This is a genomic window from Atribacterota bacterium, assembly GCA_039638595.1.
In the GTDB taxonomy this organism is placed as follows: domain Bacteria; phylum Atribacterota; class Atribacteria; order Atribacterales; family Caldatribacteriaceae; genus Profundicultor; species Profundicultor thermophilus.
In genome coordinates this window covers 11,717-24,493 of sequence record JBDIWM010000018.1, presented here as the reverse complement: position 1 = coordinate 24,493, position 12,777 = coordinate 11,717, and the positions used below count along the sequence as shown (strand labels likewise).

Annotated in this window: 11 protein-coding genes; all 11 read left to right on the top strand. The window is 47.0% G+C overall.

Going from position 1 to position 12,777, the window contains the following annotated elements; translation table 11 throughout:
* Nucleotides 1-37 precede the first annotated feature (37 nt).
* The 11 genes from ABDK92_05780 (at nt 38) to rlmD (ending at nt 12,716) form a co-directional block, all read left to right on the top strand.
* On the top strand, nt 38-850 hold the full coding sequence (locus ABDK92_05780) for a hypothetical protein (GenBank protein MEN3186132.1): 813 nt from the start codon (nt 38-40) through the stop codon (nt 848-850).
* Complete coding sequence (locus tag ABDK92_05775; GenBank protein MEN3186131.1) at nt 843-3,308, top strand: ATP-dependent Clp protease ATP-binding subunit; 2,466 nt, start codon at nt 843-845, stop codon at nt 3,306-3,308. The genes ABDK92_05780 and ABDK92_05775 overlap by 8 nt, the downstream gene beginning before the upstream one ends.
* Before the next feature lie 6 nt (nt 3,309-3,314).
* Nucleotides 3,315-4,673, top strand: coding sequence for a DNA repair protein RadA (radA, locus tag ABDK92_05770; protein ID MEN3186130.1), 1,359 nt, complete (start codon nt 3,315-3,317; stop codon nt 4,671-4,673).
* Between the two features lie 282 nt (nt 4,674-4,955).
* Nucleotides 4,956-5,858, top strand: a complete 903-nt coding sequence (locus ABDK92_05765; protein ID MEN3186129.1) for a PIN domain-containing protein — start codon at nt 4,956-4,958, stop codon at nt 5,856-5,858.
* Nucleotides 5,859-5,867: 9 nt separating this feature from the next.
* A complete protein-coding gene (gene ispD, locus ABDK92_05760) occupies nt 5,868-6,575 on the top strand; it encodes a 2-C-methyl-D-erythritol 4-phosphate cytidylyltransferase (GenBank protein MEN3186128.1) in 708 nt (235 codons plus the stop codon).
* 2 nt (nt 6,576-6,577) lie between these two features.
* Nucleotides 6,578-7,054 (top strand): 2-C-methyl-D-erythritol 2,4-cyclodiphosphate synthase, encoded by a 477-nt coding sequence (gene ispF / locus ABDK92_05755; protein ID MEN3186127.1) that lies wholly within the window; start codon nt 6,578-6,580, stop codon nt 7,052-7,054.
* A 29-nt stretch (nt 7,055-7,083) separates the two neighbouring features.
* Complete coding sequence (locus ABDK92_05750; GenBank protein ID MEN3186126.1) at nt 7,084-7,767, top strand: septal ring lytic transglycosylase RlpA family protein; 684 nt, start codon at nt 7,084-7,086, stop codon at nt 7,765-7,767.
* Complete coding sequence (gene gltX, locus ABDK92_05745) at nt 7,755-9,170, top strand: glutamate--tRNA ligase (protein ID MEN3186125.1); 1,416 nt, start codon at nt 7,755-7,757, stop codon at nt 9,168-9,170. The genes ABDK92_05750 and gltX overlap by 13 nt, the downstream gene beginning before the upstream one ends.
* A gap of 15 nt (nt 9,171-9,185) precedes the next feature.
* On the top strand, nt 9,186-10,613 hold the full coding sequence (gene cysS / locus ABDK92_05740; protein ID MEN3186124.1) for a cysteine--tRNA ligase: 1,428 nt from the start codon (nt 9,186-9,188) through the stop codon (nt 10,611-10,613).
* Nucleotides 10,610-11,368: a 23S rRNA (guanosine(2251)-2'-O)-methyltransferase RlmB gene (rlmB, locus tag ABDK92_05735; protein ID MEN3186123.1), complete on the top strand. Its 759-nt coding sequence runs from the start codon at nt 10,610-10,612 to the stop codon at nt 11,366-11,368. The genes cysS and rlmB overlap by 4 nt, the downstream gene beginning before the upstream one ends.
* Nucleotides 11,352-12,716: a 23S rRNA (uracil(1939)-C(5))-methyltransferase RlmD gene (rlmD, locus tag ABDK92_05730; protein MEN3186122.1), complete on the top strand. Its 1,365-nt coding sequence runs from the start codon at nt 11,352-11,354 to the stop codon at nt 12,714-12,716. Before rlmB ends, rlmD begins: the two co-directional genes overlap by 17 nt.
* Nucleotides 12,717-12,777: the final 61 nt, after the last annotated feature.

The window sequence follows — 12,777 nt, the reverse complement described above, 5'->3', positions numbered from 1 at the left end:
AAAAAAACTTCAAAACATAAAGCAAATAGGTTCGAAGATGGGAGTTCAAAACGGTAGCTGTTTGTTTTTGCTTCTTCTGGGGATTATTTCTGGAGAAGTAGTTTGGTTACGAAGGGTGCAGTCTATATGGCAGAGTGTACTGATCAATGGTAATGCTCATATCGAGATCTGTGCTGAGGGTCCCGGTGTGAGTGTGGGTTCTTTATGGAAATTGGTGGACTTCTGGGATGACCGGATTGAAAAGGAAATTGATTATGCGTATGATCTCAAATGGGGATATTTGAATGCGTCACCGCTTCTTTTGGGAACTGGTTGTAAGGTGTATTTCTGGGTTCATCTTCCGGCTCTTTCTTTTGTCTACGGTGAGGAACGTATCCTGCAATGGTTTCAGGATAATGACGATCTTATGGTGAAAGGTCTGGGAAATAATGGAGAGGTTTGGGCCCATGTTTTTGAGATTTCGAATCGTTTTACTCTGGGCGTCATGGAGTGGAACATGGTAAAGACCATGGAGGTGCTGAGAATGAGGGTTTCCAAGTGGGAAAGACAGGCACGCCTTCACTTCATCCATTCTCCTTCGAGAAGAGAGCATTTCTGTGAAAGTATGGCCAACATTACTCAAGAAATAGGACGAAAAGACGATAATATGGAAAAAGGAATATTTGATTTCCTTTCTCTCTGGTTTTTCGGGGAGGAAGAGGGAATAATAGAGGAAAGAGAAGGTTTAAAGTATAAAGAGGTGGAAGATTTGGTATATAACTGGTTGCTGGCTGGGGGGAGATGGAGGAGCAGAGTGGAGGCGCTGAAAATTTTGGGGATTTGGCCGAGGAGGATTTTGAATCATGTTTGAGAGGTATACAGAGCGAGCAAGGAAAGTCATCATCCTCGCACAGGATGAAGCGATACGGTTGAAGCACAATCATATTGGTACCGAACATCTTCTGCTTGGACTTTTGCGAGAACGCGAGGGCATTGCTGCCCGCATTTTGGAGAGTTTCGACATCAGTATTGACCTTGTGCGCAGCGAGCTGGAAAGTTTGATTGAGAAAACCGAGCACCAAGGTTCAAAGGAAGTTGCTTTTACTCCTCGAGCAAAGCGAGTCTTAGAGTTAGCTCTCGACGAAACGAGGCGTCTGGGTCACAATTATGTGGGTACAGAACACATCCTTCTTGGAATCCTTCGGGAGGGAGAGGGTGTTGGTGCGCAGATACTGAGAAATCTGGGATTGGACATCGAAACGGTGCGGGGCAAGCTCTATGAGATTTTGAACGAAGGTGCTTCCAAGTCCGAAAATGCTCCAGAATATCCTTCTTACAAAGATAGGGAGAGCCGTACACCAATTCTGGATGAGTTCAGTCGGGATCTAACCCATCTGGCGATGGAGAAAAAGCTTGACCCGGTGATCGGGCGAGAAAAGGAAATCGAGCGGGTTATTCAGATTTTGAGTCGCCGAACGAAAAACAACCCAGTCCTGATTGGAGAACCGGGAGTGGGTAAAACAGCCATTGTGGAGGGGCTAGCTCAGAAAATTATCAAAGGAGAAGTCCCGGAAATCCTCAAGGGGAAAAGAGTGGTCAGTCTTGACCTTGCGGCGATTGTCGCTGGAACCAAGTATCGGGGTGAGTTTGAAAAGCGCTTGAAAAAGATTATTTCTGAAATTGTCCAGACCAGGGAAGTGGTTCTCTTTATCGATGAAGTTCACACTTTGGTTGGGGCAGGGGCAGCGGAAGGAGCCATTGATGCGGCAAATATTTTAAAGCCAGCGCTGGCTCGGGGAGAGCTTCAGGCCATTGGCGCTACAACGATTACCGAATACCGGAAGTATATTGAGAAAGACTCGGCATTAGAGCGACGTTTTCAGCCGGTTTATGTTGATGAACCTTCAGTCGAGGTGACGGTGGAAATCCTGCGGGGTATTAAAGATCGATATGAGGAGCATCATCGGGTAGTGATTTCGGAAGAAGCGATTGAGGCTGCAGTGCGCCTTTCGCAACGGTACATTGCTGATCGGTATCTCCCTGATAAAGCTATTGACGTGATGGATGAGGCTTCAAGCCGGGTTCGGCTTCGGGTAACGGTTTTACCTGAAGACCTTAAAGTCCTGGAAAGAGAGATTGAAGAGGTACGGAAAAAAAAGGAAAAGGCGGTCAAAAATCAAGATTTTGAAGGGGCAGCTTGTTACCGTGACGAAGAGGAGAGTCTTAAAAGGAAATATCGGGAATGTAAAGAGGCCTGGCTTAAGGAAGTTGATTCCAGCCGTCCAGTCGTGGCCGAGGAAGACATTGCTGCAGTCGTTTCCAGCTGGACAGGTATTCCGGTTTTCCGGTTAGCCATGGAAGAACAAGAACGGTTGGTGCACATGGAGGAAGAAATCCATCGGCGAATTGTGGGTCAGGAAGAGGCAGTCAAAGCGGTTTGTAAAGCGATTCGTCGTTCTCGAGCTGGACTCAAAGATCCTCGTCGACCTATTGGGTCTTTCATATTTCTGGGTCCTTCTGGAGTGGGGAAAACGGAGCTGGCTAAGGCTCTGGCTGAGTTCCTTTTTGGGAAAGAGGACGCACTCATTATTCTCGATATGTCCGAGTATATGGAAAAGTTTACCGTTTCACGCCTGGTAGGTTCTCCTCCGGGGTACGTGGGGTACGAAGAAGGAGGGCAGCTCACTGAGAAAGTGCGCCGGCGCCCTTATTCGGTGGTGTTATTCGATGAAATCGAGAAAGCGAATCCCGATATCTTTAATATTCTTCTCCAGATTATGGAAGAGGGTCGTCTTACTGATGCCCAGGGGCGAGTGATTGATTTCAAGAATACCATTGTGATTATGACCTCCAATCTGGGGGCCCGAATGATTGCGAACCAGGCAAACATTGGTTTTGGTGGAAAACAGGAGGAAGGTCTTTCCTACCAGGAAATTAAACAGAAGGTTATGGAGGAAGTAAAGAAAACCTTTACACCTGAATTTTTAAACCGGGTGGATGAGCTCATTGTTTTCAGGCCCTTGAAATCCAAAGAAGTGGAACAGATTGTTGACCTGCTTATGAAAGATACCCGGAATCGACTCAAAGAGAAAAACATGGATATCGAAATCACTCCGGAGGTTCGTTCTTTCATCGCCAAGGAAGGATATGACCCCAATTTTGGGGCTCGTCCCTTGCGCCGGGCCATTCAGAGAATTCTGGAAGATCCGCTTTCAGATTTGATGTTGAAGGGGGTTTTTAAGGAAGGCGATAAAGTCCTCGTAACCCTGGAAGAGGGTAAAGCCAATTTTACCAAAATTCTCCCTTTAGAGCTTTCTTTGAAGGCTTGAGGGGTCATGACGTACTTTTGTAAGACTTGTGGTTATTCCACCCCCAGTTGGCTGGGTAGATGCCCCCAATGTGGGGAGTGGAACTCTTTTTATGAGGTTGAGAAGTCATCCCGTAAAAAGCTCTCTTCCTCTTCTTCTTTCTGTGTTCCTTCGTCTTTGGCTGAGATGCAAGATAACCTCTCTCCTAGAGAAAAACGCTTTTCTACTGGACTTAAAGAAGTGGATCGAGTTCTTGGGGGAGGAGTCGTGGAAGGGTCGCTTCTGCTTTTGAGTGGCGACCCCGGAATTGGTAAATCGACTCTTTTGCTAAAAATAGCTGAAGGAATGACCAGGTTTGGGAAAAAAGTCCTCTACGTGAGCAGCGAAGAGTCACTCCATCAAATATACCTTCGAGTGGAACGTTTGCAAATGGAACGAAGTCCTCACCTTTTTCTTCTTTCTACTGACGATTTTGAAGAGATTACTGCTGTTCTTTCTTCGTTAGCACCCCAGGTGGTCATCGTGGATTCCATCCAGAATCTGGGGAAGGGCACAACGGAACTTCTTCCGGGAAGTGTGGCTTTAATTCGGGAATTGAGTATTCAGTTTATGGAGATAGCGAAAAGGAATAACGTGGCTCTATTCCTAGTGGGTCATGTGACCAAAGAGGGCCTGGTTGCTGGACCCAAAACCTTGGAGCATCTTGTTGATGTGGTCCTTTATCTTGAGGGGGATCCACAGAGACCCCTGCGTATGTTGCGGGGGATAAAGAATCGCTTTGGTTCCACTCAAGAGGTAGGGATTCTGGAAATGCGCGAAGAGGGGCTTTCTGAGGTTCTGGATCCTTCTTCCTACTTTGTGGGGGATGGGGAAATGTCGAGTATAGGAACGGTACGCACGGTTCTTGCTGAAGGGAAACGGACCATGATGATTGAGGTTCAATCTCTGGTCAGTCCCAGTTATTTCGATTTTCCCCGGCGAGTGAGTTTGGGGTTGGATCTGAACCGGCTGCATCTTTTACTTGCGGTGTTGGAAAAGGTTACCCGGGTCCGGTTTGCGAAGCAGGATGTGTACCTTAGTTTGGGGGGCGGCATCAGGGCGACTGAGGTTGCCATCGATTTGGCGGTATGTTGTAGTGTGCTCTCTTCCCGGATGAACAAAGCAATGGATCGGAGTGTGGTTTACTGTGGGGAGGTCAGCCTCAACGGTGAAATTCGCCCGGTTTCGTTTCTGGAACAGCGGGTCCAAGAGGCACTTCGTATGGGTGCAAAACGGATCGTTACTTTCACTCCTCATCATACTCTTCCATCCAGGTATGCAGCGATAACCTGGAGTCTGTACCGCCACATTGGAGAAGCCCTCAAGCAAGAGGGTTTTCTCTCATAGTTTTGCTTCTTCTTTTGAATTGGTATAATGTGGTCGTAGTCGATATTTCGTGTTTGTTGAATACGAAAGGGGGCAAGGAAGGCACTTTGGCATTTTTCTGATGGAAGAAGTTTTCTTTTTAGTAGGGGGGATTTTGGTGATGTCAAAAGAGGGATGAATGTGGTTTGGAATTGTTTTTATTCTTTCTTTTGTAATTTTTCTTTCTGGAGAGGTTTCTGAGCCTTTTTGCGGGGTGTTGTAATTTGGAAAGTCATATTATCCTTGGTTGTGGGTGGGTTCGCTATGGGAATAAAAATGAAGATTGGAGCATCGCTATTCCGTTTTTTCCCCCGGATTGCTGATGTTTTTTCCCGGACATCGGCTATCGATATTCTGGTCGGTCTTGGGGGGCTGATTGTGGGTCTGGTCATTGGGGTATTACTCACATATCCAATTTCTTTTTTGCCTTTTAAGCTTTCGTCGTTGCCTCTTCTGGTAACGATAATCTGTGGGGTACTGGGGATTACGTTGTTTCTGGTACGCAAAGAAGACATTATTTCGGTGTTTACTGGTATTCCCAGAATGCGTTTGCTTCGAGGTCAAAGCGTTGGGGGAAAAATTCTGGATACCAGTGTCATTGTGGATGGAAGAATTGCCGACATCTGTAAGACCGGTTTTATCGAGGGAGAGATTATAGTTCCTCGCTTCGTACTGAAGGAACTCCAGCAGGTTGCCGATTCTCAGGATCCACTCAAACGTAATCGGGGACGGCGAGGACTTGACATCCTGAACAAAATTAGGAAGGAGAAACGGGTTAATGTGCGCATTGTGGATCGCGATTTCCCTGATGTTAAAGATGTTGATGCCAAACTCATTAAACTGGCTAAAGCCATTGGGGCCCGAGTGATTACCAACGATTTTAACCTGAATAAGATTGCCGAGCTCGAAGGGGTAGAAGTGCTGAATATTAATGAACTCTCGAATGCACTGAAACCCTATGTCCTTCCTGGAGAAGAATTGCGAGTACAGATTATTCGGGAGGGAAAGGAAGCTGACCAGGGGGTAGGATATCTTGATGACGGAACCATGGTGGTGGTGGAGGAAGGGAAAAAGTACATTAATACGGTGGTGGACACCATCGTTACAAGTGTTCTGCAAACCCCGGCGGGGAGAATGATTTTTACTCGTCTCAAAGCTCGTTCTTGAGGTGTCGATGTGGCCGGTACTCGATTTTTTGTGGTGGTTGTGGCTGCAGGAGTTGGGGAAAGAATGAACTGTGCCACTCCCAAGCAATATTTGCCGATTTTTGGGAAGCCGGTCCTTGCCCATACTCTTGATGTGTTCGAACGCTGTGCTGAGATTGAGGAGGTTATAACGGTTATTAACGCCCTTCATGAGGACCTTTTTGTAACTCAGATTTGGAAACAGTATCGTTATCGAAAGATGAGGCGATATGTTTTTGGAGGGCAACGAAGGCAGGATTCCGTTTACCAGGGGCTTTTAATGCTTAAAGAGTATCAAGATGACTTTGTTCTGGTTCACGATGGAGTGCGGCCACTTTTGGATCAGGGAACGCTACAGAGGTGTCTCAAAGACTTAAAGGAGTACGATGCTGTATGCTGTGCTGTTCCCTGTGTGGATACGCTAAAATTGACTGAGGACGGAAAAATAATCCAGGGAACCCTGGATAGAAAAAAAATCTGGAGGGCCCAGACTCCTCAGGGTTTTCGGATTCGAATTTTATGGGAGGCACTCCAGCGTGCTGAACAGGATGGCTTTTGGGGAACTGATGATGCTTCTTTAGTGGAGAGATTGGGGATGCCGGTACATATCGTGGTTGGTTCAGAAGATAACCTCAAGATCACCACACCTCAGGACCTTGTTTTTGCAGAAGAATGGCTACGCTGGAGGATAGGATCATGAAGGTGCGGGTTGGTCTGGGATATGATATCCACCCTCTAGTATTGGGGGAGCCACTGATTTTGGGCGGAGTACAGATCCCTTATGATCGGGGATTGAAAGGTCACTCGGATGGTGACGTGCTGTGTCACGCCATCATGGATAGTTTGCTTGGAGCCTGTGGTTTACCGGATATTGGTTACTGGTTCCCTCCGGAGAGTTCTGTGTATCGAAAAGCCCGAAGCGTTTTTCTTTTAAAAAAGGTGTGTGCGATGCTTCGAGAGCGGGGATGGAAAATTGAAAATGTGGACAGTGCCATTATTGCTGAACAACCCAAAGTTGCTCCCTTTGTGCCGGAGATGAAACAGGAACTGGCAAAGGCGATGGAAATTGCCGTCAGTGCTATCGGCATCAAAGCCACGACCAACGAGGGCCTGGGGAGTATTGGAAGGGGTGAGGGAATAAGTTGTTTTGCCGTAAGCTTGGTTTTCAGGGATGGATGATCGGAATACTTTTATCCCTTGCAGGGGGTATGTGTTGGACGGGGACCATTGAAGCGAAATCTCAGGTATATGTGGTTTCGCAGAGAGATGAAGCATTTGCGGTGGTGAGTAACGGTCAGGTACTTTTAACGGTGAGGTATCCCCAGGAGGAGAGGGTGAGAAGGGCAAGGGCTGAAGAAATTGCTCGGCGTCTGAACAGAATCTTTGCGTATCCCTTTTGTGAACCACCCACCTTTAGGGTAGAAAAGAAAAAGGACCGGGTAGAGGCGTATTGCGAAGAACAGCTCCTGTTTTCGGTCTTTCACGAAGAGGCTCTTTATAATCGTTCGGATTCCATGAGTCTGGCGCTTTTATGGTTGAACAGAGTTCAGATGGAGTTCTACGGGATCGGTACAGGAGCAATACCCTCTCCGGCTAAAGCAGAGGGAATAGCTTCCTGGTGCCATGTTCGTTTCCATGGTCGGCGTACCGCCTTGGGAGAAGAACATGATGCTTATGCCTTTACTGCTGCCCATCGGGAACTCCCATTTGGAAGCGTGGTCCTGGTAACGAGTCTGGAAACTGGTAAGAGGGTTATTGTGCGCATTAACGATCGAGGTCCATGGGAAAAGGGTCGCCTGGTGGATCTGTCTTTTGCTGCGGCAAAGGTGCTGGGGATTCAACGAGACGGAATAGAAAAGGTTCGAATCGAGGTTATTCCATGGAAAAGGTGAAAACTCGTTTTGCACCCAGCCCGACTGGATTTCTCCATATTGGAGGAGCCCGAACGGCTGTGTTTAACTGGGCTTTGGCCAGAAAAAACAAAGGGGTGTTTTTGCTCCGTATAGAGGATACTGACAGGGAACGTTCTTCTTTTGCGTTTGAACGTGCAATCCTCGAGGACCTTCGGTGGCTGGGTTTAGACTGGGATGAAGGGCCCTATCGTCAGAGCGAGCGCTTGGAATTATACCAGTCTTTTTTTCATATCCTGAAACAGAAAAACCTGGTGTATCCCTGTTATTGTACTCCGCAAGAACTGGAGGAGGAACGAACCGAGGCTCTGAAATTAGGAAGGCCTCCCCGGTATTCGGGAAAATGTTTCTTTCTCTCTCCTGAAGAGAGAAAGAGGAAGGAGATGGAAGGATACCAGCCATCCTGGCGCTTCCGTATCCCTACCAGCGGTGAAATATCGTTCGTGGATTTGGTACGGGGAAAAATGGTTTTCCAGCTTGCTTCTCTGGGGGATTTTATTATTTTGAAATCAGACGGGATCCCAACCTATAACTTTGCCTGCGTGGTTGACGATGCATTGATGGGTATTTCCCACATTCTGCGAGGTGAAGAACACCTTTCTAATACTCCTTATCAAACTCTTCTGTACCAGGCGTTAGAGTTTTCTCTCCCTGTCTTTGCTCATCTTCCCATCATTCTCGACGAAAATCGAGCCAAATTGAGTAAGCGCAGGGGAGACATAAGTCTTCGTTCGTTGCGGGAGGGAGGGATACTTGCGCAGGCTCTTTTCAATTATCTCTTTACTTTGGGCCATTCTTTTGAGGAGGGAAAGGAGATCTTGGATAGAGAGGAGATTCTTACCGCTTTTTCTCTATCCAGGATTGGGAAATCTGGAGCGATTTTTGATGGGGAGAAACTTCGATGGATGAATAAGGTCTATTTACGGAAAACTCCCTGGAATGCATTGCAAGACTATTTTCAGCAATTCCAGGACGGGAAAACGTTCGAAAAACTGGTGGAGAAACTGGGGGATGAGCGGTTTTCGCAACTGTGGTCTTTAGCCTGTGAAGAGGCTTCAGACTTGCAGGAGCTCTGGCAGATTTTGAAGGGATTCCTGGACAAACCTGAAAAAGTTAAGCTTGGGGCGGAACACCTCGAGGTCCTCAAGTTCCTGCGCAAAAAAGTAGCGCGGGCCCCTTTCTGGAGGAATGAAGAGGAAGTGAAAGATACTTTAAAGGTTTGGCAGAGGGAAAGTGGTATGAAGCCAGCGATATTTTATAGGATACTGCGTCTCGTCCTCATTGGCAGAGAAGAAGGTCCTGAGCTGCATCGCTTGCTTTTTGCTCTGGGGAGAGAGGAGTTCTTAGCAAGGTTTTCGAGTTTTGTCGGAGAAGAGGAGGATTAACGCACAATGGTTGAAATTCGGCTTTTTAATACTTTGACTCAAAAAAAAGAAACGTTCCTTCCCCATGAGGGAAACACGGTGCGTTTCTACGTGTGTGGTCCAACAGTATATGATTTGATTCATATTGGCAATGCCAGAGTTTTTGTCCTTTTCGACGCCTTGCGGCGTTTTCTGGAAAGAGCTGGTTTTCAAGTCATTCTAGTGCAGAATTTCACCGATGTGGACGACAAAATCATCAGAAAAGCTCAAGAGGAGAAAAAATTCCCCTTGGAGATTGCCGAGTACTATATCCAAGAGTACTTCCGTGACGCGGACCGGTTGAAAATTCGCAGAGCTTCTTTTCATCCCCGGGCTACCGAACATATCCAAGATATTATTGCTCTGGTGAGAATCCTGGAAGACAGAGGTTTTACCTATCGAATTGGTGGTGATGTGCTCTTTGATGTTTCTCGCTTTCCTTCCTATGGGAAACTTTCCCGTAAAAGACTTGATGAACTTCAGGAAGGGGCGCGAGTAGAAGTCCGTTATGAAAAAAGGAATCCAGCTGATTTTGTGCTCTGGAAAGAGGCCAAGCCTGGTGAACCATTCTGGGAGAGCCCCTGGGGAAAAGGGAGACCGGGATGGCATATTGAATGTTCGGCAATGGCCATGAAGTATCTGGGGACGACGCTTGATATCCATGCAGGAGGGATTGATCTCATTTTCCCGCACCATGAAAATGAAATTGCTCAGAGTGAAGCAGCGACCGGTTACCCTTTTGTCCGTTTTTTCCTGCACAATGGATATGTAAACATTAACCAGGAGAAAATGTCAAAATCTCTGGGAAATATCATCACTGTTCGAAAGCTGTGTGAGAAGTATGAACCCGAAGCGATACGGGTTGCCCTTTTCTCGACCCACTATCGAAATCCTATCAATGTTGATGAAGAACTCCTCCTTTCTTCTCGGCAATACGTGGAGCGGATCAAAAACTTTTTACGCGCCCTTTCTTTTATTGAGGGAAAAACCAGGGAAAAACCGGAAAGATTGGGGGAGAATAATCCTGAAATTCTGGAACGTTTGAGAGGATTTGAGGTGCTTTTTTGGCAATCGCTGGCCGATGACTTCAATACTCCTCAAGCTCTGGGAACCTTCAGCGAGTTTCTTCGTTTTTCTAATGGGTATCTTTTGCCTTCCCAGGGAAAATGGAGCGAAGAAGCGTTACGAGCTATACGGCAGTTTCTTGCTTTGGTTGCAGATATCCTGGGCATTGTTCCTGAGGAAGAATGGTGGGAAAAAGAGCAGTGGATTGAGCATCTGGTGTTGGAGCGCGAAAAGGCGCGGTGGGAGAAGAACTGGCAGCGAGCGGATGAATTGCGGGAAGAGATGAAGCGAGCTGGGTATGTCATCGAGGATACCCCCTTGGGAACACGCTGGTATCGGGAAGAGGGGAATGGGAGTTGAAGGATCTGATTTACGGCCGTCAGCCGGTTTTGGAAGCACTGCGAGCTCAGAAACGGGTTTTCGAACGATTGATTCTTCGCCAGGGTGTTCGAGGAGAGGCTATCAATAAGATCCTCAGGATGGCCCAAAAACTCCGTATTCCGGTAGAATGGAGAAGTGTGGAGCATTTTCGAGAAATGGTAGGGGAGGTGGCCCATCAAGGAGTAATGCTTGTTGCCACGTCTCGAGGCTCCTATTCCTGGCAAGAATTCTTGGAGAAAGTGGCAGGCGATCCTCAGGCGGTGGTGGGTTTTGTCGATCGGGTCGAGGATCCTCGTAATCTGGGAGCGATTATTCGGACGGCGTCATTTTTTGGTTTACCAGGACTGATAGTGAGTAGAGCCAGAACTACCCCCCTTGATTCCCGAACGGTCAAGGCCTCCTGTGGGGGAATAGAGTTCCTGGATCTCTTTCAGGTGAATAATTTCGTGAATGTGCTCCGGACTTTTAAGGAGCGGGGCTTTTTTCTGGTTGGCATGAAAGAAGGTGCTTCTGTGCGCATTTGGGACATCGATTTCAAAAGTATTCCGATAGGGATTATTGTAGGTGGTGAGGATCAGGGGGTGAGAAAACTCGTCCGCGCAGAATGCGATTTTTTGGTGAAGATTCCAGCGACCGGGAATATTTCCTCGTTGAACGTTTCGGTTGCGTTTGGGGTTGGGGTATATGAGGTTATTCGGCAGAAAAGGAGCGTTGGAAGTGTTGAGAAAGGATGAAATCATTGAAGGCGAAGTAGTTGATTTTGCTCTTCCTGAGGGTCAGGGTATTATAAAAAGGGATGGTCTGGTGATTTTTGTCGCTGGGGTTCTTCCTGGTGAAAGGTGTCGGGTAAAGCTACGGAAGATCAAACACAATTACGCGCTGGGTGAATTCATTGAAATTCTGGAACCATCACCTTTTCGTCAGAATCCTCGTTGTCCTCACTTTCATGAGGGATGCGGAGGTTGCCGTCTACAGGATATTGATTATAGAGAACAGGTGCGAATTAAAGAAGGGAATGCCCTGTCTACGTTAGAACATCTTGGTCGAGTCTCCCTCGACACCATTTTCTATGAAGGTTTCCTTCCTGCACCAAATCCTTTTGAATATCGTAATAAGATGGAGTTTAACTTTGGTGAAAAAGATGGGAGGTTACTTCTGGGATTGCGTCCCTTGAATCGTTACTGGGATCTCGTCGATTTAAGAGTCTGTTACCTCATGGAAAGTGGTCTTGTAACCAAGACGCTCGATTTTTTCCGTCACTATGGTGAAGAGATGAATCTAATCGGGTATGACCCAGTGAAAAAGAGCGGTGTGTTACGTGGTCTTGTGCTGCGTTTGTCGCGAGCATATAAAGAAGTGGTGGTGGGGTTAGCCACGACTGGTGATTCACTACCAGGTGAACAGGTGATGGTTAGAGCGTTGCGGGAAGCTCTGCCTGAGATGCAGGGGTTTGTGCATATTACCAATACCTCTCCTGCCAGTGCTCTGCTTTTTGAAAAAAAGAGGACACTCTGGGGGAGAGATTATTTTTTTGAAAAAGTTGGTCATGTAACCTATAAAGTATCTATGGAAAGTTTCTTCCAGGTTAATTCGGATTTGTGTCTTACACTCTATGAGAAAGCGAGAGAGTATGTAGACCTCTCCCGGAGGGAAGTGGTTCTGGATCTCTACTCGGGAAGTGGAGGTATTGGCCTCTTTCTTGCGGATTCCGCCAAGCAGGTCATAGGAGTGGAAGAAAATCCGCAAGCGGTTGAAGATGCCAGGTTCAATGCCGAATTGAATGGAATTATGAATTTTACTTCGCTCTCGGGAAGGGTGGAGAAAATTTTGCCCCTTTTACCTCAGCAGAGGGTGGATGTGGTCGTGACAGATCCTCCCCGAGCTGGCCTTGATCGGAAAGTTGTTCAAAAGATTGCTTGGATTGCTCCAGAACGCCTGCTTTATGTTTCTTGTAATCTGGGTACTTTTGCCCGGGATACAGTGCTTCTCAGTGAGAGAGGATACGTGTTGAAGAGAATCGTTTTGCTGGATCTTTTTCCACAAACTCCTTATTTTGAAACGGTAGCACTTTTCCAAAAATAGTCCTTAGGACACTTGCAAAAAGGTTTTGCGACCGTTAAAGTATTTCCAAATAAGGTAGGTG